Annotated in this window: 21 protein-coding genes; 11 read left to right on the forward strand and 10 right to left on the reverse strand. The window is 66.0% G+C overall.

The features are described from left to right. The first annotated feature begins 1,108 nt into the window (after positions 1–1,108). The gene (locus tag ACP96_RS00745) at positions 1,109–2,884 is read left to right on the forward strand and encodes a Cdc6/Cdc18 family protein (RefSeq protein WP_050031736.1); all 1,776 of its coding nucleotides are present in this window, start codon (positions 1,109–1,111) and stop codon (positions 2,882–2,884) included. Positions 2,885–2,900: 16 nt separating this feature from the next. On the opposite strand, the gene ACP96_RS00750 is transcribed toward ACP96_RS00745, so the two are convergent. Beyond that, entirely contained in the window at positions 2,901–4,109 is a 1,209-nt protein-coding gene (locus ACP96_RS00750; RefSeq protein ID WP_050031737.1) for a S26 family signal peptidase, read from the reverse strand. A 110-nt stretch (positions 4,110–4,219) separates the two neighbouring features. On the opposite strand from ACP96_RS00750, the gene ACP96_RS00755 reads away from it, so the two are divergent. Next, on the forward strand, positions 4,220–5,851 hold the full coding sequence (locus ACP96_RS00755) for a DNA-directed DNA polymerase II small subunit (protein ID WP_050031739.1): 1,632 nt from the start codon (positions 4,220–4,222) through the stop codon (positions 5,849–5,851). 45 nt (positions 5,852–5,896) lie between these two features. Here ACP96_RS00755 and ACP96_RS00760 read toward each other — a convergent pair whose 3' ends face one another. The 4 genes from ACP96_RS00760 to ACP96_RS00775 form a co-directional block, all read right to left on the reverse strand. Continuing rightward, positions 5,897–6,529, reverse strand: coding sequence for an IMPACT family protein (locus tag ACP96_RS00760; protein ID WP_050031740.1), 633 nt, complete (start codon positions 6,527–6,529; stop codon positions 5,897–5,899). Further along, entirely contained in the window at positions 6,526–7,014 is a 489-nt protein-coding gene (locus ACP96_RS00765) for a hypothetical protein (RefSeq protein ID WP_050031741.1), read from the reverse strand. The genes ACP96_RS00760 and ACP96_RS00765 overlap by 4 nt, the downstream gene beginning before the upstream one ends. A 4-nt stretch (positions 7,015–7,018) precedes the next feature. Next, entirely contained in the window at positions 7,019–7,624 is a 606-nt protein-coding gene (pspAB, locus tag ACP96_RS00770) for a PspA-associated protein PspAB (protein ID WP_050031742.1), read from the reverse strand. A 72-nt stretch (positions 7,625–7,696) separates the two neighbouring features. Then, positions 7,697–8,617, reverse strand: coding sequence for an MBL fold metallo-hydrolase (locus tag ACP96_RS00775; protein ID WP_050024887.1), 921 nt, complete (start codon positions 8,615–8,617; stop codon positions 7,697–7,699). Between the two features lie 132 nt (positions 8,618–8,749). On the opposite strand from ACP96_RS00775, the gene ACP96_RS00780 reads away from it, so the two are divergent. Continuing rightward, on the forward strand, positions 8,750–9,700 hold the full coding sequence (locus ACP96_RS00780) for an NAD(P)H-binding protein (RefSeq protein WP_050031743.1): 951 nt from the start codon (positions 8,750–8,752) through the stop codon (positions 9,698–9,700). Beyond that, positions 9,697–10,365, forward strand: coding sequence for a DUF7530 family protein (locus tag ACP96_RS00785; RefSeq protein WP_050031744.1), 669 nt, complete (start codon positions 9,697–9,699; stop codon positions 10,363–10,365). Before ACP96_RS00780 ends, ACP96_RS00785 begins: the two co-directional genes overlap by 4 nt. Positions 10,366–10,454: 89 nt before the next feature. Here ACP96_RS00785 and ACP96_RS19060 read toward each other — a convergent pair whose 3' ends face one another. Then, a complete protein-coding gene (locus ACP96_RS19060; protein ID WP_004599209.1) occupies positions 10,455–10,622 on the reverse strand; it encodes a DUF5786 family protein in 168 nt (55 codons plus the stop codon). A 201-nt stretch (positions 10,623–10,823) separates the two neighbouring features. Between ACP96_RS19060 and ACP96_RS00790 the strand changes: the two genes are divergently transcribed. After that, the gene (locus tag ACP96_RS00790; protein WP_050031745.1) at positions 10,824–11,870 is read left to right on the forward strand and encodes a DUF5784 family protein; all 1,047 of its coding nucleotides are present in this window, start codon (positions 10,824–10,826) and stop codon (positions 11,868–11,870) included. Between the two features lie 804 nt (positions 11,871–12,674). Here the strand turns inward: ACP96_RS00790 and ACP96_RS00795 are convergent. After that, positions 12,675–12,959 carry a DUF5789 family protein gene (locus ACP96_RS00795; protein WP_050024880.1) on the reverse strand — a complete coding sequence of 95 codons (285 nt, stop codon included), beginning with the start codon at positions 12,957–12,959 and terminating at the stop codon, positions 12,675–12,677. Between the two features lie 177 nt (positions 12,960–13,136). On the opposite strand from ACP96_RS00795, the gene ACP96_RS00800 reads away from it, so the two are divergent. From ACP96_RS00800 to hemB, 3 genes are all read left to right on the forward strand, one after another. After that, the gene (locus tag ACP96_RS00800) at positions 13,137–13,964 is read left to right on the forward strand and encodes a PHP domain-containing protein (RefSeq protein WP_082222421.1); all 828 of its coding nucleotides are present in this window, start codon (positions 13,137–13,139) and stop codon (positions 13,962–13,964) included. A 69-nt stretch (positions 13,965–14,033) separates the two neighbouring features. Then, the gene (locus tag ACP96_RS19065) at positions 14,034–14,198 is read left to right on the forward strand and encodes a DUF6757 family protein (RefSeq protein WP_008005682.1); all 165 of its coding nucleotides are present in this window, start codon (positions 14,034–14,036) and stop codon (positions 14,196–14,198) included. A 118-nt stretch (positions 14,199–14,316) separates the two neighbouring features. Next, positions 14,317–15,297 carry a porphobilinogen synthase gene (gene hemB / locus ACP96_RS00805; protein WP_050031747.1) on the forward strand — a complete coding sequence of 327 codons (981 nt, stop codon included), beginning with the start codon at positions 14,317–14,319 and terminating at the stop codon, positions 15,295–15,297. Positions 15,298–15,651: 354 nt separating this feature from the next. Here the strand turns inward: hemB and ACP96_RS00810 are convergent, their stop codons facing one another. Next, positions 15,652–15,894, reverse strand: a complete 243-nt coding sequence (locus ACP96_RS00810) for a ferredoxin (RefSeq protein WP_050024875.1) — start codon at positions 15,892–15,894, stop codon at positions 15,652–15,654. A 479-nt stretch (positions 15,895–16,373) separates the two neighbouring features. Between ACP96_RS00810 and ACP96_RS00815 the strand changes: the two genes are divergently transcribed. Together ACP96_RS00815 and ACP96_RS00820 are read left to right on the forward strand one after the other, a co-directional pair. Beyond that, on the forward strand, positions 16,374–16,628 hold the full coding sequence (locus ACP96_RS00815; RefSeq protein ID WP_050024874.1) for a hypothetical protein: 255 nt from the start codon (positions 16,374–16,376) through the stop codon (positions 16,626–16,628). A gap of 93 nt (positions 16,629–16,721) precedes the next feature. Beyond that, the gene (locus ACP96_RS00820) at positions 16,722–19,388 is read left to right on the forward strand and encodes a valine--tRNA ligase (protein WP_050031748.1); all 2,667 of its coding nucleotides are present in this window, start codon (positions 16,722–16,724) and stop codon (positions 19,386–19,388) included. 30 nt (positions 19,389–19,418) lie between these two features. Here ACP96_RS00820 and ACP96_RS00825 read toward each other — a convergent pair whose 3' ends face one another. Both ACP96_RS00825 and ACP96_RS00830 read right to left on the reverse strand, forming a co-directional pair. Beyond that, positions 19,419–20,474 (reverse strand): quinone-dependent dihydroorotate dehydrogenase, encoded by a 1,056-nt coding sequence (locus tag ACP96_RS00825; RefSeq protein WP_050031750.1) that lies wholly within the window; start codon positions 20,472–20,474, stop codon positions 19,419–19,421. A 134-nt stretch (positions 20,475–20,608) separates the two neighbouring features. Further along, positions 20,609–20,812, reverse strand: coding sequence for an AbrB/MazE/SpoVT family DNA-binding domain-containing protein (locus tag ACP96_RS00830; RefSeq protein WP_050024870.1), 204 nt, complete (start codon positions 20,810–20,812; stop codon positions 20,609–20,611). Positions 20,813–21,147: 335 nt separating this feature from the next. Here ACP96_RS00830 and ACP96_RS00835 point away from each other — a divergent pair, with 335 nt between their 5' ends. Beyond that, positions 21,148–21,477 carry a non-histone chromosomal MC1 family protein gene (locus ACP96_RS00835; RefSeq protein ID WP_080509952.1) on the forward strand — a complete coding sequence of 110 codons (330 nt, stop codon included), beginning with the start codon at positions 21,148–21,150 and terminating at the stop codon, positions 21,475–21,477. The last annotated feature ends 352 nt before the right edge of the window (positions 21,478–21,829 follow it).

A 21,829-nucleotide genomic window follows, 5' to 3' on the forward strand; every position in this document is an offset into this window, starting at 1 on the left:
ATTAAGATAGAATCCACGCCCCTCTCACTTAAGAACTGCGTCAGACATGGTTGATTTGGCAATATTCGGGTCGTGTAGTTGTTAACGCGTGAGATATCTGGCACACACTTACTCGATCTTATTTATGTATTATTAGCGGTTCGGACGCCGGCGTCGAAGATCGGAGAAGAGAGCTGTGGTATCCCACAAGTCGATACCCGCCTATTCATCCGGTCGTCCTTCTGCTTCCTCGATCGTTCCGCGGGTCGCAGATAAGCAAGGCGAGTGCTTCGGTGCCTGATCCCGAGGCGGTTCACCTTTCTCGTGTCTATGACGTTGGACTCACTCCTCCCCCACCCCTTTGTTTCGACTGGAGACTGTCATCGGTGCGGGGGTGGGGACGGCCGACAGTGAGTCGGATCTTAATGTTAAGCTACTTCCCACATACTATATTAACCAACAACAATGAAATAATATATAGGGGATTGTCGAGGGCACTGTTTTATTCATAGTATAATAAAACCACCGATATATAATACAATCCTCTCTACCCCCTCCCCCACCAAATTCGAGTTCCACCCGAAACGAAGGGGTGGGGGGGTCAAAGGAGCTAAAAGAGAACGAGATTCAGAAATGACGAATCGAGGATCCGGTCGAATGATCGACACCGCTCGCGTGACACCGAAACGGAATCGACGTGTACCCAAAGCAACGTGCGTCCGAAGTAGTAGGACGAGTAAATTTCGTCCCGTTTATCCGCGCCTGAGTCGGGAAACAACACCTCCGTTTCCCGTCCAACGTGTACCGTCAGCTATCACTTCGACTACTACCATCACTTCGACTGCTGCTCTGATCTCTCACTTGATCTCCCACGTTCTGATCGGGTCTCACCAGCTACTCTTTCGATTTGTTCGTCGCGCTCCCGCTGCCGACTCTATCGTTAACCCAGATCGATACGGTGCGTTTCGGGTCCGGAGAGTAACACTTTTGTTCCCCCTCTTCATCTGGTTCGACTGCATCAACTGGACGTATTCGACCAGACACCCAGTCGAATATCGATGTTTCAGGCCGGAACACGACATCTATCGTTGTTTCGAACGCGACTTCCACCTGAAACAGAGGGGTTCCAATGGACAAAGGAGAGAACACACCGCATACCGGTGAATCGGCAGACGACAGCGGGATCGCCGGAGATCAGTCCGAAACGGATGACACTGATGACGCTGACGAGACTGACGCTGACGAGACTGACGCTGATCTCGACGATCCGGCATCGTCTGACTCATCGCCGCCATCCGATCGCTCGACCTCCCAAACGGGCTCGGCTCAGTCAGGGCCGGCAGATTCCGGCTTAGACTCTGGGTCAGAATCAGACTCCCTGACCGACGTTTCGGCGGATATTGACGATGTTTCGACGGACGTCGACGATGTCTCGACGAACATCGATGTCGGAAGCGGGGGCCGAGACCGGTCGTCTACCGATGTCGACTTCGACGGCGTGGTTCTCGACGATGACGACGAGAACCAAGGTCTGTTCGACGACCTGCTCTCCGGGGAGCCGATATTCGAGAACAAGGAGGTTCTCCGCCCCTCCTACACCCCCCACGAGCTTCCCCACCGTAACGACCAGATCAATCGGATGGCGACGATCCTCGTCTCCGCGCTGCGCGGGGAAACGCCCTCGAACATCCTCATCTACGGCAAGACTGGAACGGGGAAGACGGCTTCCGCGAAGTTCGTCTCGCAAGAACTCGAGTCCACCTCACAGAAGTACGACGTCCCCTGCGAGGTCGAGTACATCAACTGCGAGGTAACGGACACCCAGTACCGCGTCCTCGCACAACTTGCGAACACCTTCATCGAGAAGAACCAGACGGTCATCGCGGACCGACTCGACCGATGCCGCCAACTTCGCTCCGACGCGGTCGACGATCCGAGCGCCCTCGCCGACACCGAGTTCGCGACCCTCGACGATCTCGACGCGCGGATCGACGAACTCGAAACCGACGCCGAGGAGATGGAGGAGGTCCCGATGACCGGCTGGCCCACCGACCGCGTCTACTCGACCTTCTTCGAGGCAGTCGACTACCACGAGCGCGTGGTCGTGATCATGCTCGACGAGATCGACAAGCTCGTCGAGAAGAGCGGGGACGACACGCTCTACAACCTCTCGCGGATGAACTCGGAACTCGACCGCTCGCGCATCTCGATCATGGGGATCTCGAACGATCTGAAGTTCACCGACTTCCTCGACCCTCGCGTCAAGTCCAGCCTCGGCGAGGAGGAGATCGTCTTCCCACCGTACGACGCGAACCAGCTCCGGGATATCCTCCAGCACCGCGCCGACATCTCGTTCAAGCAGGACGCGCTCACCGACGACGTCATCCCCCTCTGTGCGGCGTTCGCCGCGCAGGAACACGGAGACGCCCGCCGCGCGCTCGATCTGCTTCGGACCGCGGGCGAACTCGCCGAGCGCTCGCAGGCCGAGATCGTCGCCGAGAAACACGTCCGGCAGGCACAAGACAAGATCGAGCTCGACCGTGTCGTCGAGGTCGTCCGTACCCTCCCGACTCAGAGCAAGATCGTGCTGTTCGCGGTCATCCTCTTGGAGAAGAACGGCGTGCACAACATCAACACCGGTGAGGTGTTCAACATCTACAAGCGGCTCTGCGAGGAGATCGACGCCGACGTGCTCACGCAGCGCCGCGTCACCGACCTCATCAGCGAGCTCGACATGCTCGGAATCGTCAACGCCGTCGTCGTCTCGAAGGGACGCTATGGCCGTACGAAGGAGATGGGGCTATCGGTTCCCGTCGAGGAGACCGAAGCCGTCCTCCTCTCGGACTCCCGCCTCGGAGACATCGAGAACGCGCAGCCGTTCGTTCAGGCCCGGTTCGACAACTGACACGGCCGCTTTCTGTTTATCTTATCGTGCCCGCAGCCACATCTCCACCCGAAACAGTGGCCTTCGCGTCAGGAACCGTGGGATTCTCGTTAAAAGCACCCCAATCACTGACCTCGTTGACGCCGATCTCTCTTGCCTGAATAGCGACACTCGTCGCCACCACGTCACCCGGCTCGGCCTGTCCGGTCGCGATCAGTCGAACGTAGCCGAGATACGGCACGCGGACCCGCGCGACCCCGGTCACCCAGTCGGCCTTGACCGGCGCGGCGAGGCCGTTCGCCTGATCGTACGCGCCGTTGTTGTCACCGAGCGTGATGAACCCGTCGTGGGGTGCGGGACAGTGAGTGAGCTCGCCGCAGTCGGCGGCGCTGTGGTACCGATCGTCGGCGCGGTCGTACCAGTTCTCGCCCTCCTCCACGTGAAACATGGCTCGGTGAATGATCGGCGAGGCGGTTCTCCCGGGCGGTCGGTAGATCACTACCGAGCCGTAGGACCCGAACGTCCGATAATCGGCCCTCTCGCCGACTTCGTGGGTCACGACGCCGATGTCGTTGTCCGCGGCGTCGGGAGCGAGCCGCCCCGGATCCGTGACGAAGACGAGGTCGCCGACCTCCATGTTCGGCTCCATGCTCCCGGACTCGACCGCAACCATCGGCGGCCATACCCCGCTGACGCCGAACAGGACTAGGCCGATCACGAGGACGATGGCAACGCTGGAAAGCATTTCTCGGATCCACATCAACGGTCCCTCCCTGTCGTGGCGGAAACGGTACAGAATCCCCTGGTCGGAAGCGCTTAGGCCTGGGTTCGATTCGGTTCGATCTCGGCTCGTTTCTCCCCCTGATCGACCGGTTTCGACCCGATTCTCGGCGGCTCGTTCGGTCTGTCTCCCCGACCTCCCGGCGCCGTCCGAAGTATCTGATTCAGAACCCGTCTCGACACCCGACTCACCGGACGACGCGACGCCCCCCTCAGAGACTGCCTCATCGACGTCGTTGCCGCTGTCCCCCTCGGACGCCTCGGTACCGGCGGAGTCGTCGTCAAAACCGTCATCGAAATCGTTCCCGGCCGAATCGTCACCCCCCGTGTCGTCCGGATCACCGCCTTCCGGATCGTCGCTGGCGGTGGGATCGTCACCGACGGGATCGCTGTTCCCGGTATCGCTGTCCGCCGACCCGGTCTCCCGGTCGAGTTCGTCGCTGCCCGACCGATCCCCTTCGTCCATTACGTTCGGCTTGACGGGTTTCGGTCATAAGCTTCCGGGTCCCGGTCGTCGTTGGTTCGGGGAAGCCGGGCTCCGGAACCGTTTTGAGCCGCCCTCCCGTTTCGGATGTCGTGCCGCTGGAGTCGAACGCCCGGATCGCGAAGGAGCTCGCCAGACACGGATACAACGCCGAACGCGAGGCGATCACCCTCTTGGCGAGCGCGCCCGACTCCGCCACCGCCGTCGAATCGGTCGTCGACCGCGCCCCGGACGACGCCCTCCGTATCACCTCCGACCACGTCCGCGCCGTCACGAACGACCGATCCGCTTCCGGTACCGGTCCGACCAGTTCCGGCCCCGATCCGACTGATTCCGAGTCCGACTCGACCGTTCCGGCCGCCGAGTCGACCCACGAATCCCCTCCAACTCGAAACGGCGACATATCGCCTTCTGAGGCCACGAAAGACCGATCTCCAGTCGAAACGGAGGGGTATTCCTCTACTCTTCGATCCGACTCAAACCGCAACACCGACAGCGCACCCCACCACGATCCCGACCTCCGCGAGCTAGAGATCGGCAACGACATGACCGGTCGAAGCACCGGAACCGGGGAGTACGGCGACTTCGTCCGAACGTTCCGCGACCGCTACGAGCGGCTCTCGAAAGTGCTCCGCGGCCGCGTCAACCACCGGCCTGCCGAAGCGATCGCGGAGATGCCGGGCGGGAGCGACGCCGCGATGATCGGCCTCGTCAACGACGTGCGCTCCACCAAATCCGGTCACTGGCTCGTCGAGCTGGAGGACACGACAGGGACCTTCCCGGCTCTCGTAATGAAGGACAAGGGCCTCGCCGACCTCGTCGACGAGATCCTGATGGACGAGTGCCTCGCCGTCGAGGGGACGCTCGCCGACGACTCCGGCATCCTCTTCGCCGACTCCCTCCACTTCCCCGACGTTCCCCGCACCCACCGGACCGGGGCGGCCGACCGCCACGTCCAGGCCGCATTGATCTCCGATATCCACGTCGGCAGCGACGAGTTCATGGCCGACGCGTGGCACCGGTTCACCGACTGGCTCCACACGCCCGAGGCCGAGCCGGTCGAGTACCTGCTCCTCGCCGGCGACATGGTTGAGGGCGTCGGCGTCTACCCGAACCAGGACGAGGAGCTGGAGATCGTCGACATCTACGACCAGTACGAGGCGTTCGCGGAGCACCTCAAGGAGGTCCCGGCCGACACCGAGATCGTGATGATCCCGGGCAACCACGACGCGGTCCGGCTCGCGGAGCCCCAGCCCGGGTTCAACGACGAGATCCGTTCCATCATGGACGTCCACGACGCGCAGATCGTCTCGAACCCCGCGACCGTCACCGTCGAGGGCGTCGACGTGCTGATGTACCACGGCGTCTCGCTCGACGAGGTGATCGCGGAGCTTCCCGAGGAGAAGGCGAGCTACGACGAGCCGCACAAGGCGATGTACCAGCTCCTGAAGAAACGGCACGTCGCCCCGCAGTTCGGCGGTCACACCCGCGTCGCGCCGGAGGAGCGAGACTACCTCGTCATCGAGGACGTGCCCGACGTGTTCCACACCGGCCACGTCCACAAGCTCGGCTGGGGGAAGTACCACAACGTACTCGCCGTCAACTCCGGCTGCTGGCAGGCCCAGACCGACTTCCAGAAGTCCGTCAATATCGACCCCGACGCCGGCTACGCGCCGATCCTCGATCTGGACACCCTTGAGATGACTGTCAGGAAGTTCTCGTAATCTCGTGACCAAGGGCAGTCCGCGCGGGTGCTCGGTCCCGTCGCGCTACCGATCGATCTCCACGCGACCGCTGGTCGCGCTGTTGAGCCGCTCCACGAGCGACTCCACCTCGGCCACGGGCACCCGAAGCGCGAACCGCACGCGCTCCTCGTAGTCGGCGTCGAACTCGACGCCCGACGACTCGATCACGCCCCGGACGGTCCCCGAGTCGTCGTAGGCGGTCTCCACGACCAGTCGGCGGTGCGGCCGTTCCTCGATCACGCCCGCCTCGTCGACTCCGTCCTTCACCGCCCGCGAGTAGGCGCGTGCGAGCCCGCCGACGCCGAGGTTCGTCCCGCCGTAGTACCGGGTCACTACCGCGACGACGTTCCGGATCTCGCGCTGCTGGAGCACGTTGAGCGCCGGCTTCCCCGCCGAGCCGGTCGGTTCCCCGTCGTCAGAGGAGTACTCTCGGAGCATGACCTCGCTGCCGGGTGTCCGGGCCGAGGCCTCGCCCGCGGGAACCCGGTACGCCGGCACGTTGTGGGTCGCGTCGTCGTACTCGGTCCGAACGCGTTCGACGAACGCCTCGGCCGCATCCACCGTGTCGGCCGGCGCGACGTGTCCGAGGAACTCCGAACCCTGCACCTCGAACGTCGCCGTCGCGGACTCCTCGACCGTCAGGTACGTGTCGGTCATTCGCGCACGTCCTCGTCCTCTCCCGTAGGTTCGCTTCCGCCTGCGGCCTCCTTCCGCCGTTCGACCACGACGCCTGTCGGCGGCGCGAACCGGTACAGCGCGAGGAATGCGACGATCCCGACGACCTCCGCGCCCTTGCCGACGATCGCCAGCGGATCGCTCGCGAGCGCCGGCGCGGTCCCGCCGCCGTGCCACCCCGCGTAGCCGACGAGGAACGCGGCGAGGGTCCCGGCGCCGAGCGCGTACAGCCGCCGGTACTCGTCCGCGCGCAGCGTCGCGACCGCGACGGCGACCGTGAACACCCCGCCGAGCAGGAACACGTAGGGGCGCGCGTCGGCCGGCTCGCCGAGCCGCGGCCACGCCCACAGGAAGTGGACGGCCGCGCTCAGCGCCGCGGTCTGTGCGGCCACCGCCCGGAGGAGACGCTTCCGCGAGGCGTCGCGCCCGGCGTACTCTCGGTCCGAACCCCTCTCCGTCGCGCTCATCGGATCACTCCCACGGGTGGTTTCCCGGCTCGTCGGGCCACAACGGGTACCAGTACGACTCGTCGTCTTCGAGCCCGAGCTCCCCGTCGAGGACGGACTGGAGCTTGAACTCGACCTGTTGGTTCCGGTCGCTCGTCCCCTTCGGCGAGAAGGGGTAGTACGCACCGCGCCTGAACGAGTAGATCCAGTAGGCGTCGGTACCGTCGCGCTCGAAGCCGAAGACGGCCGCGAGCAGGCGGGAGCCGAACCCTTCCTCGATGAACTGGTCGGCCGCGAAGTGGACGCTCGTCACCAGGTCCTCGGGGTCGTCGTCCTCCAGCACGAACCACTGGTAGCCGTGGTCGTCTTCGTGCCGGTGGAACCCGGTTCCGGTGTCGATCTCGCCGGCCTCCAGGATGGCCTCGACCGTCTCCACCGCGTCGTCGAACCGGGTGCTGTCGACGCCGGAGAAGCATAGCGCGGCCTCCCCGCAGTGGTCGTAGCCGAGATCGGCCTCCATCGTCATGTACGCGGTCGACATCCCGAAGAGGTCCTCGGGGTCGGCCTCGCGGGTCGCGTCCGTCTCGGCGCTCGTCCCGAGCACGGCGCGGATCGTGTCGAAGATGCCCATCTATGGGCACGGCTAGGCGACGCGGGGTTTAGGAGGTTTCCGTCGGGGGCCGGACTCTCCGCGGCGTCGCCCCTACTCCTCCGACTCCTCCTCGACGCGATCGAGGTACGTCAACACGCCGCGCGAGTTCAGGCTCGCGTCGGCCCGCGCGCGCTCCGGGTTCCAGAACTCAACGTCTCGGCTCGCCTCCTCGAAGTGCTCGACGACGGCCTCGTCGTCGCCGAGCGCCTCGCGCTTCTCTCGGACCGCCTCGACCCACTCGACGTACGCCCGCTTCGCCTCGCCGATCAGCGACGGCTCGTACTCGCGCGGCCCGAAGTGGCCGAAACAGAGGTACTCCGGGTCGAGCTCCTCGATCGCCGAGAGGTCCCTGAGACACTGGTCGAGGTCGAACTGCGGCGGCGGCGACGTGGGGCGAACAGTGTCCACTTCGGGGACGTAGATCCCGGCGGCGTCGGCGGTGAAGACGACGTCGGCGTCGGGATCGTGGTAGAACGCGTGGTGCGGAGCGTGCCCCGGGGCGTCGTGGACGACGAGCTCGCGGTCGCCCAGGTCGATCCGGTCCCCCTCGGCGATCCCCGCGATGCGGTCATCGGGGACCGGTGCGGGCTCGTCGTAGTACTGCCACTGGTCCTGCACGGCCGACTTCGTGCCCGCGACGAGCGCGCCCGGGTCGACGAGGTGTCGGACCCCCTTCTCGGGAACGCGGACCTCGGCGTTCGGGTAGCGCTCGGCGAGGTGTCCCGCCCCGCCCGCGTGGTCGAGGTGGGCGTGCGTGGCGAGGATCCACGCCAGCTCCTCGCGTTCGATCCCGATCTCGTCTATGGTCTCGAAAAGCGTCTCGCGGTTCGCCCCCGTGCCGGTGTCGATCACGACCGGTCGTTCGGCGTCGTACACGTACACGGCCCCGTACTCGTTGGTGTCGTACATCCCGGTATCGTGAACGTACAGGTCCGGAACCCCGCGAACCGCCTCGAACTCGCCTGCGTGCATGTGGTCACGACTCACGCGCGACGCCTTTTAACGATCGGTCGGGAGAGGGATCGGCCGCGACCGCAGCCACCCGCCGCGACCGACCGTCCCGCCGTGGCGGACCCTTATGGTCGCCCCGTCCGTGGGATCCGTATGCGCGTGCTCGTCACCGGCGCCACCGGATTCGTCGGCAGTCGGCTCATCCCGGCGCTCCTCGACCGGGGCCACGAGGTGGTCGCGCTCGTCCGCGACGCCGACGGCTACGCTCCCCCCGCGGGCGTTCGCGTGGTCGAGGGAGACCTCCTCGAACCCGACAGCTTACCGCCCGCGTTCGAGATCGACGGCGAGCCCGTCGACGCCGCCTACTACCTCGTCCACTCGATGGACGGCGGTCCGGGGTACGAGGAGCGGGACCGCAACTGCGCTCAGAACTTCGTCGAGGCGGCGTCGGCCGCGGGCACCGACCGGATCGTCTACCTCGGCGGGCTCGGCGAGGACCGCGAGGACCTCTCCGAACACCTCAAGTCCCGCCGCGAGGTCGAACGGATCCTCGGGACGGGCGACCCAGCGCTCACGACGCTGCGGGCGGCGATCATCGTCGGCGCCGGCAGCGCGAGCTTCGAGGTCATTCACGGGCTCGCGAGCCGGCTCCCGGTGATGACCACGCCGAAGTGGGTCGACACCCTCTGTCAGCCGATCGCGATCGACGACGTGGTCGGGTACCTCGTCGGGACGCTCGAAGAGCCGGCGACCGCCAGCGACACCTTCGAGATCGGCGGCCCGAACGTGCTGACGTACGCGGAGATACTCCGCCGGACGCGCCGCCAGCTCGGTCACAGGCTGCGGATCATTCGGGTTCCGGTGTTGAGCCCCGAACTGTCGGCGAAGTGGCTCCGGCTCGTGACCGACGTGAACCCCTACCTCGCGCGGTCGCTGGTTGAGGGGCTCCGCAACACCGTGATCGTCGAGGACGACCGGATCCGCGACCTCGTGCCGATCGACCAGACGCCGTTCGAGGTCGCGGTCGCGCGGGCGATCGACGAGATGAATCAGTCGGAAGCGGCTCGGTCGGCGGAGATCGGACCGGGGGCGCCCCGGTCGTGAGCCGCAACTACGGCGAGACGTGGGTGTACGAGAGCCTCGTCGGCGGTATTCCCGGACTCGACATCTCTCGGAGGCTCGCGGTCGCGATCCAGTTCGTCCTGTTCGAGGTCGGCGTGGTGGCGCTCGGCTGGTACTACGGTCTGTGGGACGCGGTCGTCGCCGGGACCGTCGCCGTCGCGGTGGCCGCCGTCGGCAGCGTCGAGATGCACCGGCTCGGCGCGATCAACCGCCGGCTTCCGACGCCGGCGACCCACAAGCGGCTGCTGTTCGGGTCGAGCATCGAGATCGTTCTCGGCGTGCTGGCGTTCATCGCTCTGATCACGTACATGATCGCATGGGACGGCGCGCTGATCGACCGGCTGTTCGGCCCGAACCCGCCGATTCCGGTGGTCTATCTCACGCTGTTGATCCTCTGGGACCTCACCTACCGGATCGGCACCTCGTGGTGGAGCGCGGTCGTCGCGCTGTGGCGCGCGGTCCACGTCGATCTCCCGCCGGAGGCGACTTCGAGAGTTAGGCGGCTTGACGCGGAGAACATCGCGTTCTCGGCGATCCAACTGACCCTCGTCCCGTTTCTGCTCGAAGAACCGGTCCTCCTCGGCGCGGTCGTGGGGCACGTTCTCGCGGTCGCGATCGTCTGCTCCGCGGCGATCGCGCTGTCTTGAGACGCATTGCGCCGTCGTGACTCAGCGACGACTGTCGCTCCGCTCCGCGAAATCAACCGGATCGGAGAAGGAGTCCGCGAGCCGCCGATTCACTTACCCTGCAGCTCTTCGAACTTGTCGAGGAGTGCCTCCGTGGAGTCGCCGGAATCGTACGTGAGCGACCCGGAGTACTCCGGCCGCTCGGCGTCGAAGTCGGCGTCGACTTCGCTGGTCTTCTTCTCGCGACGCTCGTGTTCGGCCTCGTCATAGGCACCCATTGACATGGTACACTCTCGCTTGGAAACTATCTGTATTATATGTGTCGGTGAACTGTTCGATCCACGAAACGTCTGTCGAGGGATCGAGGGGAGAGACTGATCGGTACGTGGGATCCGTCGGCGACCGGGATCGGCGCCCGATTCCGGTACTCCGGTTCCCCTCACCGGAACCGATTAACCCCGCCGCGCGGTAGCACCGTCGTGGCACAACCGATCCGATTCAGGCGCGCGCCCGGCGGCTGGAGTGCCGACCGCGTGCGCTCGCAGCTCGAACGCCCCCTCGACGACAACCTCGGGGCAACCGCGAGCGACCCGTGGTTCGCTCCGCCGCCCGGCTACGAGGCCCGGCGATTCGACATGGACGACGGCTCGTTCGCGCTGTTCTGCTGGACGGACGGCGACGACGACCCGCCGGACGGCGCCAGCGGCGGGCCGGTCGGGTACTGGGTCGGGAACACGGAGACGCCGAGCCAGCTCTGGCGGACGGACAAGTACGGCTTCGACGAGGTCCCATACCCGGTCTCTCGGTGGGTCCAGCGGGAGCTGCTCGCCGGGCTCCACGACGACGAGCCGTGGCTCGCGGCGTACCCGCACGTCTCGTGGTACTTCCTCCCGGTGTTCTGCTCGAAGGACGGCGCGGAGACGACGCGGGCGTTCTTCCGCGACCACGCGGCCGGGTTCCCCGACGCGACCCGCGAGGAGGGGACCGGGTTCGTCGAGGAGACGCTCCGACCGGGGACGCTCGACGACCACCGCGAGATGATGGCGGGGAAGCTCGGCACCTCGGCGTCGCTGGATCTGGTCCGGATGAGCGCCGCCATCGCGGAGTTCACCGCGGCCCGGATCCTGACCGAGGCCGGCTACGAGGTGACGCCCGAGATCGAGGTGACGACCGGCCACTCGCTCGACTACCGCGCGACGGACCCGGACACCGGGGCCGCCTCGCTGGTCGAGGTGACGCGCCCGCAGCCCGTCTCCGGGCGCTCCGCGAGCGATCCCGTCGCGGCGGTCCGCGACACCGCGGAGACGAAGACGAGCGGGCAGTTAGAGGCGCACGGCGGCGGCGTCACCCTCTTCGTGGACTGTACCTCCTTCCCCGCGGACGACTGGGCGGCCGTCCGCGAGGCGAAACCCGAGGTTCGACACAGGCCGGCGGTCGTCCTGCGTGCGCGACCGGACGGGCATGTGGAGGGGTACCGGAAGGGATCGGTGCCGATCGACCTGTCGGCCGCGATCGACTGGGTCTAGGGGCTCTGTTGAACTCCTCTCTTTGAGGTGTGTCTTCGTCCGAAACGGCTGATCGCCGAAGAGCGCTTCCTAATCGATCGCGGGAGTAAGTGTTTCAATTCGGTTGACCGGTTGTTTATAAGTGATCGAGTGGTGTTGCTGTCGACCGTTTATACGTGATCGATGACCTCGCGGTGAAGGCCTCCAAAGCCCCAGTCGCTGCGGGCGGCGCACGCTCGCTGTGCTCCTCACTCAGTCGCTCACTTCGTTCGCTCCCTCGTTGCGGTGCTTGCGTCGCCTGCGCCGCCCGCAGCGACTGCCCCTTTGAGTCCCACCCGCCCCGCACCGCGACCGCACCTCTCACCTCCCCAGCCTTGTCACCGGCGCTACGCGCCGGTTGCAAGCGAGAGCTTCGCTCTCGCCCTGTCGCTGGCGCCGACGGCGCCAGCGACTCCAGCGAGGGACCGAAGGTCCCTCTGGCAGCCGGCGCACAGCGCCGGCGACCTCGCACCGTCGGTGAGTGGCCCATAGGGCCGCTCACCGGGGCGCGCCACCGCATAGGTATTTATAAGCGATCGGTGCCGTCGGTCAGGGCTGTTTAAATACTGCATTGTCCCACCGATCTGCAATACTTACTCCCGTACTCTCTCGTTGCTGCTCCCGTACCGACCGGAACCGGATCGCATTCTGTCTCCTAATGGAGAGTTCGGCGAAGTCGTGCGAGTCCGTCTCTCGGCGCCGCGCGTCGGTAGCGCGGTTAACTCTGTGGGCGCGTCGCTCTCGACGTGAACCGCTTAAAAACGGAAGTCGCTTTTCGCCGCTCGCTCAGAACGAGACCGGGGACGGTCCGTCGTCGGCGTCGGTCGTCGGGTCGCGGTCCGAGTAGAACCGCCGACCGACCCCGCGGTGGCAGACGCCCGCGCGGAGCGCGGTGAACACGTCGTCCGCGTCGTCGAACGTCTGCTCGCCGAACCGCTCCAGCACGTCTCCGAGACGCTCGGAGCCGTCGGCGAGCTCTACGGTCGCGTTCCCGTGGGCCGCGATCAGTTCTTCCGAGGTCGTCGGATATTGGTGCCGTTCGAGTCGGTCGTCGACGCCGTTCAAGCGCATCAACTACTGCGAGCCGCCGATGGTTCTTAATGATTGTCCATGCACAACCTTAGTCCGGAGAATCAAATTATATTTCCTTATATTGTCGATCCTTCGCATGGCGTCCGCCGACGATCAACCGACGGTCGGGCGGCGCTCGACCGCCGACGCTTAGTGCGCCGTCGTCGAACGGCGGTCATGGACACGGACCGGATCGTCGCCGACCTCCACGCGCACACGACGGTCTCCGACGGCACCATGACGGCCGACGAGCTCGTCGACGTCGCCCGCGAGACCGGCCTCGATTGGGTCGCGATCACCGACCACGACCGCGTGCACCCGGACGTGAGCGCGCCGGTCGTCGAGCGCGGCGGGGTCCGGGTCGTCCGCGGGATCGAACTCCGCGTCGACGCCGGCTTCGAGCGGCTCGACCTCCTCGGCTACGCGGTCGAACACACTGAGGCGCTCGACGCCGAAATCGATCGGCTCCAGACCGATCGGGAGCGACGAGGGGCCGCGATCCTCGACGCGGTCGAGGACCGGCTCGGCGTCGACCTCGGCGTCGAGCCTCGCCCCGGACTCGGGCGCCCGCACATCGCCCGCGCGATCGACGAGTCGTCGGCGCCGTACGACTACGCAGGGGCCTTCGACGAGCTGATCGGGAACGACGGCCCTTGCTACGTCCCGCGCGAGGTGACGGAATTGGAGCGCGGCGTCGAACTCCTCCGAGACGCCTGCGCGCTCGTGGGGCTCGCCCATCCCTTCCGATACGACGACGCGGACGCCGCGCTCGACGTGGCCCGGGAACTGGACGCGGTGGAGCGGTACTACCCCTACGGGCGCACGGTCGACGACGCGCGGGTCGAGCGGGTCGCCGCCGAGAGCGACCTCCTGTTGACGGGCGGCACCGACGCGCACGAGCGCACCCTCGGCGAGGCGGGGCTGACGGCCGAGGCGTTCGCGCCGGTCCGCGAGCGGCTGCCGGAGCCGGTCTCCGATCCCGACTCCCACCCCGACGCGGCCTGACCGCGCCGGGGTTCCCAACCTTCCCGATCGACAAACAGGGTTAAGCCCGACGCCGACAGAGTGTGGCGTATGCGGTGTCACTACTGCGAACGGGAGGCCACCTACGAGGCTGAGCAGAGCGGCGTGGTCGTCGGGCTCTGCGAGGAGCATTTCAAGGCCCGGGTCGAGGAGCTCGCCGAGTCCGACGAACTCGCCTCGCTCCGCGACAAGATCGACATCGAGTCGTCGGAGTAGCCGTCAGTCGGTCGAATAGCCGTCGGTCGGAGCGGTTCGTCGATCCTTCTCAGTCCTCTTCATCGACCCTTTCGCCGCGGACGGATCATAAAAGACGCCTCGGAGCCAACGCTTCGGTATGCATCCAACGGACCGACCGCGACGGCTCCGGACCGACGGCGTCCGCCCGCTCGTCAGCGAGACGTCGCTGTCGGCGTCGGACCTCGTCGCGCCCGTCTTCGTCGACGCGACGACCGACGAGCGCGTCCCGATCGAGACGATGCCCGGTCACGAGCGCGTCCCCGTGAGTGAGGCGGTCGATCGCGTCGAAGAGGTCCGCGAGACCGGCGTCGAGGCGGTCATCGTCTTCGGGATCCCCGAGTCCAAGGACCCCGAGGGCACCCGCGCGTACGCCGAGGACGGCGTCGTCCAGCGCGCGATCCGGAAGATCACCGCCGAGACCGACGCCTACGTGATCGGCGACGTCTGCCTGTGTGAGTACACCGACCACGGCCACTGCGGCGTGATCGAGGAATCCGCCGAGACGGACCCGACGCTCACCGTGAAGAACGACGAGACGCTCGACCTGCTCGCCGAGGCCGCCGTCTCGCAGGCGGACGCGGGCGCCGACATGGTCGCGCCCTCGGCGATGACGGACGGACAGGTTCGGGCGATCCGCGAGGCGCTCGACGCGGCCGGCCACGAGGACGTGGCGCTGATGAGCTACGCGGTCAAGTACGAGTCGGCCTTCTACGGACCCTTCCGCGACGCCGCCGACGGCGCGCCCGCGTTCGGCGACCGTCGGCACTACCAGATGGATCCCGCCAACCGGCGCGAGGCGCTCCGCGAGGCTCGGATCGACGCCGAGGAGGGCGCGGACGTGCTGATGGTGAAGCCCGGCCTCCCGTACCTCGACATCGTCGGCGACCTCCGACGGGAGTTCGACCACCCTATCGCCGCGTACAACGTCTCGGGTGAGTACGCGATGCTCCACGCGGCCGCGGAGAAGGGGTGGCTGGATCTAGAAGAAACGGCCCACGAGTCGCTGCTGTCGCTCAAGCGCGCGGGCGCGGACCTGATCATCACGTACTTCGCCGAGGACCTGGCCGAGCGCGTATAAGTCGAGGTAGGTGGTAATCGGTGCTCTTGCTGATTGTTCATCTTGGCGCGCGCCTCCGAGTGGCCAACAGGCCACGAGGAGCGCCGCGCGAGGGAGTCGGCCACTCGGAGCGAAGCGGAGAGTGACCGACGAGGCTGGGGAGGCGTGAGGCCGTGCGGGGTGGGACTCAAAGGGGCAGCCGTGAGACGGGCGCACGCTCGCTGCGCTCCTCACTCAGTCGCTCACTCCGTTCGCTCCCTTGTTGCGGTGCTTGCGTCACCTGCGCCCGTCTCACGGCTGGGGCTTTGGAGGTGTTTATCCGGGGAGCTTCGTCAGTAGCGATTTATAAACCGATAGTCCGAACTCGGTATTCGTTCACACCACCTGTTCGCCGTCGTCGTCGTACACCTCGATGGCATCGACCGGGCAGACCCGCGCCGCAAACTTCGCGTCGAACTCCTCGTCGTCGGGCACGTCGACGACGAACACGTCCTCTTCCTCCTCCTCGCTTCCCCGCAGGTCGGCCTTGCCGTCGTTCAGGTCCTTCTCGAAGGCGTCCCACTCGGCGACGCACTGGAACATCCCGACGCAGGTGTCTCGGTCGAACTTCACGCGCATACCTCCCGGTTCGACGAGGCGGTACAAAGCGCTGGCGACGGCGTACGGTGGATCGACAGAACCGGATGAGTGACCGATCGCGGACCGATGCTCTGCGGCGGACAGCTTCAAAGCCCCAGCCGCTCGGTCGGACGTGATCGGTGACCCGGCTGCGAACACCTTCAAAGCCCCAGCCGCGAGGACTCGCGCGCCTTGTTGCGCTCCTCGCTCGCGTTGCTCGCTGCGGTGCTTACTACGGCGTGCTTCGTCCTCGCGGCTGCCCCTTTGAGTCCCGCCCCGCACCGCAACCGCACAGCCTCACGCCTCCCCAGCCTCGTCGCTCGCTTCGCTCGCGACTCCCTCGCACGCGCTCCTCGCGCCCTTATCAGGGCGCTCGGAGGCGCGCGCCGACCGCAAACCGTCGAGATCGAACGCCGTCGTTAGACGGTTCACCGGTCACGACCGTCCTTTTTAAGCGTCGCAGGCACCCATCCCCGCGTATGACCACGGTCTGGCTCGTCGATCGGGAGTTCGACTCGAAGGGGCTCGTGCGGCTCACCTACGCCACGGAGGACGGCGAGCGCATGCACACGAAGGAGCTGGCCGAACAGCGGCTCCTCACGGGCGACGGGATCACCGCCGGCCGCGAGGTCGAGGAGAACGCGCTCGGGGAGAGCCCGGCCGACGAGATCGAGCGGTTCGCGTCGGAGGCGTCGAAGATGGCCGCCGAACACGACCTCGACGACACGGTCTGATCGCCGTTCCGCGCACGTCTCCGCGCCTGACCGCGCAACTGGTCCCACACAACCGAGGCCGTTAAGAGGGAACCGGCGGAAGATGCGCGTGAAATGCCCAGTGGTGAGTACGACCCCGACGCCGTCGAGCCGCGCTGGCAGCGGCGATGGGTCGACGAGGAGACGTACGCCTACCCCGACGACGACCCGGTCGATCCGAACACCGTCTTCTCTATCGACACGCCCCCGCCGACGGTATCGGGGAGCCTCCACATGGGCCACCTGTACGGCTTCACCCTCCAGGACTTCGTCGCGCGCTTCGAGCGCATGAACGGCGGGGCGACGTTCTTCCCGTTCGGCTACGACGACAACGGGATCGCCTCCGAGCGGCTCACCGAGGACGAACTCGACATCCGCCATCAGGACTTCGAGCGCCGGGAGTTCCAGGCGAAGTGCCGCGAGGTCTGTGCGAACTACGAGGAGCAGTTCACCGAGAACGTCCAGTCGCTCGGCGTCTCCGTCGACTGGGACCACACGTATCAGACGATCGAGCCGCGCGTTCAGCGCGTCTCCCAGCTGTCGTTCGTCGACCTGTACGACCAAGGCCGCGAGTACCGCGAGAAGGCGCCCGCGATCTGGTGTCCCGAATGCGAGACCGCCATCTCGCAGGTCGAGACCGAGGACGACGAGCAGGCCAGCCACTTCAACGACATCGCGTTCCCGGTCGCCGGGAGCGACGCGAACGATGACGACCCCGACGAGTTCGTCATCTCGACGACCCGGCCCGAACTCCTCCCGGCCTGCGTCGCCGTCTTCGTCCACCCGGACGACGACGAGAACCGGCACCTCGTCGGCGAGTCCGCGGAGGTCCCGCTGTTCGGCCACGAGGTGCCGATCATCGCCGACGAGCGCGTCGACATGGAGACGGGCTCCGGCATCGTGATGTGCTGTACGTTCGGCGACCAGAACGACATCGAGTGGTACCAGGTCCACGACTTGGACCTCCGCGTCGCCATCGACGAGTCCGGCCACATGACCGAGGTCGCCGAGGAGTACGAGGGACTGCACGCCGACGAGGCCGGCGAGGACATCGTCGAGGACCTCGACGAGGCGGGCGCGCTGCTCGACCGACGCGACATCACTCACACGGTCAACGTCCACGAGCGCTGCGGGACGAGCGTCGAGTTCCTCGTCACCGAGCAGTGGTACATCGAGATGCTCGACAAGACGGACGAGTACCTCGAGATCGGCCGGGAGATGGACTGGTCCCCCGAGAAGATGTTCAGCCGGTACGAACACTGGGTCGAGGGGCTGCAGTGGGACTGGCTCATCTCCCGGCAGCGCTCCTCCGGCATCCCGTTCCCCGTGTGGTACTGCGAGGACTGCGGCGACGTCGTCGTCGCCGAGAAGGCCGACCTCCCGGTCGACCCGCTCTCGGACGACCCGCCGGTCGACGCGTGCCCCGAGTGCGGCCACGACGAGTTCGAGCCGGAAGACGACGTGCTCGACACGTGGGCCACTTCCAGCCTGACGCCGCTCGTCAACGCCGGCTGGGACTGGGACGAGGAGGCCGAGGAGTTCACCATGGAGCACCCGGAGCTGTACCGGTTCGACCTCCGGCCGCAGGGCCACGACATCATCAGCTTCTGGCTGTTCCACACGCTGGTCAAGTGCTACGAGCACACCGGCGAGGTCCCGTTCGAGGAGACGATGATCAACGGGCACGTCCTCGACGAGAACCGCGAGAAGATGTCCAAGTCCGTCGGAAACGTCGTCGAGCCCGAGACCGTCCTCGAGGAGTTCCCGGTCGACGCCACGCGCTACTGGGCCGCCGGCACCGCCGTCGGCGACGACTTCCCGTTCAAGGAAAAGGACCTCCGCGCGGGCGAGAAGCTGATCCGCAAGCTGTGGAACGCCTCCAAACTCGTCGAGTCGCTGGCGCCGGAGCCGTATCCGGACGAGCCCGCCGACGAGGAGCTCCGGGAGCTCGACCGGTGGCTGCTCGCCGAGCTCGACGGCGAGATCGAACGGCTCACCGAGCTGTTCGAGGACCGCGCGTTCTCGAAGGCCCGCGACGAGCTCCGGAGCTTCTTCTGGAACACGTTCTGCGACGACTACCTCGAGATCGCCAAGCAGCGCGAGGACGACGCCGCGGCGTACACGCTCCGAACCGCTCATCGGCGGTTCCTGAAGCTGTTCGCCCCGCTGCTCGCGCACGTCACCGAGGAGCTGTGGCACGACATGTATGCGGACGCCGCGACCGAGGCGCCCGACGCCGCCGACGGCGCCGGCGACTCCGTCCACCTCGTCGACTGGCCTGAGCCGCTCGGGACCGACGCCGACCGAGACGCGGGTGCGGCCGCCACCGCCGTGGTCGGCGTCCTCCGGAAGTACAAGAGCGAGAACCAGCTCCCGCTGAACGCCGAGCTGGACGCGGTCGAGGTGTACGCCGACGTCCGCGGGTTCGAGGACGACATCACCGGCGTGATGCACGTCGCCGACCTCACCGTTCACCCCGACGAGGACGCCCCGGTCGAGACGGTGGTGACCGGGATCGACCTCGATTACGCGACGGTCGGTCCGAAGTACGGCGACCAGGTCGGGGACATCGAGGCGGCACTCGCTCAGGACGAGTACGAGATCGACGGCGACGAACTTCACGTCGCGGGCGTCACGCTTGTTGACGGGGAGTTCGAGATCGAAGAGGAGCGACAGTACCAGGGTGACGGTGAGCTGTTGGAGGCGGAAGACGTGGTCGTCATCGTCCGCGACGACACGTAGGCGGTCACGCTCGGGGGATTCGGGCTCCGCCTACAGATCCGCGCCGACGGCGGCCTCGACCGAGTCGAAGCCGTCGCGGTCGAGGAGGTCGAGGATCCCCTCATTGATGTCGCGCGCGAGGCTCGGGCCCTCGTAGACGAGTCCCGTGTACAGCTGTACGACGGACGCGCCCGCCCGTATCTTTTCGTAGGCGCCCTTCGCGTCCGAAACGCCGCCCACGCCGATCACCGGAACGTCCGTGCGCTCGGCGACGAATCGGATCCGCTCCGTGGCGATCGACTCGATCGGCTTCCCAGAGAGCCCGCCGCGCTCCGCCTGCCGCGGGCTCTTCAGGGAGTTCGGCCGCGAGGTCGAGGTGTTGGTCGCGATGACGCCGTCGAGACCGAGATCGTCGACGACGCCGAGCGCGTCTTCGACGACCGGCTCCGGGAGGTCCGGAGAGAGTTTCACGAGGAGGGGGTCGGCGCCCGCGTCCGCGAGGGTGCCGAGTATCTCTTCCAACGCCGCGCGGTTCTGGAGCTCTCGGAGGCCGGGCGTGTTCGGACTGGAGACGTTGACGACGAAGTAGTCGCCCGCGTCCGCGACGCGCTCGTACGTGTACAGGTAATCGTCGGGGGCCTCGTCGAGGGGCGTCGACTTCGATTTCCCGATGTTGATCCCGACCGGGACCTCCGGCAGCGGTTCCCTGTCGAGCCGCTCGCCGACGATGTCGGCGCCCTCGTTGTTGAATCCCATCCGGTTTATCAGGGCCTCGTCCTCGCGCAGCCGGAACAGCCGCGGTCGCGGGTTCCCCGGCTGTCGCTCGGCGGTGACGCCCCCGACCTCGACGTGGCCGAACCCCAGCGCGGCGAGGCCGCGCGGGATCTCCGCGTTCTTGTCGAAGCCTGCAGCGACGCCGACGGGATTCGGAAACTCGTTCCCGAACGCCTCGACCCGCAGACGAGGGTCGGTCACTGCGAATCGGTCGCGGAGGAGATCCGTCACCGGCGTCGTTTGTACCGTCCGTAACAGCCGGTGTGTCAACCCGTGTGCGGTCTCCGGTGGGAGGCCGAACAGCGCCGGCTTCAGGAGATCGTACGCGCCCATCGTTTCGGTCTCGTCACGGACGGGCATCAATCCGCCGACCGCCGTCGCACGTGACGGATCTCGTGAGGCCCGGATCTTCGGTGTCTCGGTCCGCCTTCGAAGAACAAGGAATGCGGTGGAACGCCCGGTCGACCTCAGAAGTCGTGTTCGAGGTCTTCCGGACTCGAGTCGGCCTTCTGGATGATGATCTTCCCGTCTCGGACTCGAACGAACACCTCGTCACCGATCTCCATCCCGGCGACGGCGAGCTCGTCCTCGTGGAGGTTCACGTGGACGTTGTGGTACTCCCCGTCGTCGTCCTTAGCGCCACTCGGGCTGAGCTTCTTTTTACGGACCATCGCGGTTGTACTGGTCGGAATTCGCCATACCAGACACATAAGTGTTGTTTACAGAGAGCCAAGGGGAAAGCCCCGACCTGAAGGCCGGGGATGAATCCGTCACCCGAGCAGGCCGGGTAACGCTCCTCCTTGAGATCGTCGCACGCGACGACGAATCGGTCGTCTTTCCGCGCGCGCCACTAATGTGGACTGTCCATCCCCGTTCTGATCCACTCAAAGCCGACCGAAACCGCTAGCCCGTACCGAGTTAGTATATAAATGTTTTGGAGGACAGCTTTCATTTCCCCGATATATTTATTACAGACTGTGTGTTGGGTTCGCATGGAGGATAAACCATGGTACGTGAAGACGGTAAGCGAAACTTCGCCCTTCGAGAGGAAGACGGATCGGAACCGAGCGAGTTCTCGGGTAACATGCCTCGTCAGGCCGCGCTCAAGGCCGCCCGCACCCTTGATCCCGCGCCTTCGGAAGCGGATGCGGAGCGAATCACGCTCCGTCTCCGCGAGAAGGGGACGCAGAAAGTCCACGAGTACGAAGGGTGGGCTTGGAAGGACAGTGCCCCGGAGGTCGACGAGGCCGACGACGAGTTCTGGCTCAACGACCTCGACGACATCACGAAGGCGAACGTCTCGAAACAAGGGATCGAGTACATCGACGACGAGTAGCCTTCGAGGTCAGACCAGTTTTTCTTCGTGCCTGTCCGCGTAGCTATCCGCTCGTTCACACTTCCCCGTCATGAAACCGCATGACGTAGCGCCGGTAGTTCGACGGGGTTAAATACAACCCGGCCATCGTGACTAATGCGAAGAACGCACCTGCGAACTCGGGCCGTTCAACTCGGCCCGGTTTCGCTGGATCCGAAACGCTTCGATGGGTTTATGACCCCTCGAAGGGTACAGTAAGATCCGCGAAGATGAGGATTTCGCCCCCTGCGCTCCGGCGTAAGAGGAAATCTGATGTGAGCCGTGGTAGTTCGGTGTCATCCAGGTCGCTGGGTGAACCGGACACCACATAGAC

Origin of the sequence: Halorubrum halophilum (assembly GCF_000739595.1) — an archaeon.
Lineage (GTDB): Archaea > Halobacteriota > Halobacteria > Halobacteriales > Haloferacaceae > Halorubrum > Halorubrum halophilum.

Excerpts from the sequence above, each read along its gene's own strand:
- ACP96_RS00745 (WP_050031736.1), top strand. The coding sequence starts at position 1,109 with ATGGACAAAGGAGAGAACACACCGCATACCGGTGAATCGGCAGACGAC.
- ACP96_RS00750 (WP_050031737.1), bottom strand. The coding sequence starts at position 4,109 with ATGGACGAAGGGGATCGGTCGGGCAGCGACGAACTCGACCGGGAGACC.
- ACP96_RS00760 (WP_050031740.1), bottom strand. The coding sequence starts at position 6,529 with ATGACCGACACGTACCTGACGGTCGAGGAGTCCGCGACGGCGACGTTC.
- ACP96_RS00765 (WP_050031741.1), bottom strand. The coding sequence starts at position 7,014 with ATGAGCGCGACGGAGAGGGGTTCGGACCGAGAGTACGCCGGGCGCGAC.
- pspAB (WP_050031742.1), bottom strand. The coding sequence starts at position 7,624 with ATGGGCATCTTCGACACGATCCGCGCCGTGCTCGGGACGAGCGCCGAG.
- ACP96_RS00775 (WP_050024887.1), bottom strand. The coding sequence starts at position 8,617 with ATGCACGCAGGCGAGTTCGAGGCGGTTCGCGGGGTTCCGGACCTGTAC.
- ACP96_RS00780 (WP_050031743.1), top strand. The coding sequence starts at position 8,750 with ATGCGCGTGCTCGTCACCGGCGCCACCGGATTCGTCGGCAGTCGGCTC.
- ACP96_RS19060 (WP_004599209.1), bottom strand. The coding sequence starts at position 10,622 with ATGGGTGCCTATGACGAGGCCGAACACGAGCGTCGCGAGAAGAAGACC.
- ACP96_RS00795 (WP_050024880.1), bottom strand. The coding sequence starts at position 12,959 with ATGCGCTTGAACGGCGTCGACGACCGACTCGAACGGCACCAATATCCG.
- ACP96_RS00800 (WP_082222421.1), top strand. The coding sequence starts at position 13,137 with ATGGACACGGACCGGATCGTCGCCGACCTCCACGCGCACACGACGGTC.
- ACP96_RS19065 (WP_008005682.1), top strand. The coding sequence starts at position 14,034 with ATGCGGTGTCACTACTGCGAACGGGAGGCCACCTACGAGGCTGAGCAG.
- hemB (WP_050031747.1), top strand. The coding sequence starts at position 14,317 with ATGCATCCAACGGACCGACCGCGACGGCTCCGGACCGACGGCGTCCGC.
- ACP96_RS00810 (WP_050024875.1), bottom strand. The coding sequence starts at position 15,894 with ATGCGCGTGAAGTTCGACCGAGACACCTGCGTCGGGATGTTCCAGTGC.
- ACP96_RS00815 (WP_050024874.1), top strand. The coding sequence starts at position 16,374 with ATGACCACGGTCTGGCTCGTCGATCGGGAGTTCGACTCGAAGGGGCTC.
- ACP96_RS00820 (WP_050031748.1), top strand. The coding sequence starts at position 16,722 with ATGCCCAGTGGTGAGTACGACCCCGACGCCGTCGAGCCGCGCTGGCAG.
- ACP96_RS00825 (WP_050031750.1), bottom strand. The coding sequence starts at position 20,474 with ATGGGCGCGTACGATCTCCTGAAGCCGGCGCTGTTCGGCCTCCCACCG.
- ACP96_RS00830 (WP_050024870.1), bottom strand. The coding sequence starts at position 20,812 with ATGGTCCGTAAAAAGAAGCTCAGCCCGAGTGGCGCTAAGGACGACGAC.
- ACP96_RS00835 (WP_080509952.1), top strand. The coding sequence starts at position 21,148 with ATGGTACGTGAAGACGGTAAGCGAAACTTCGCCCTTCGAGAGGAAGAC.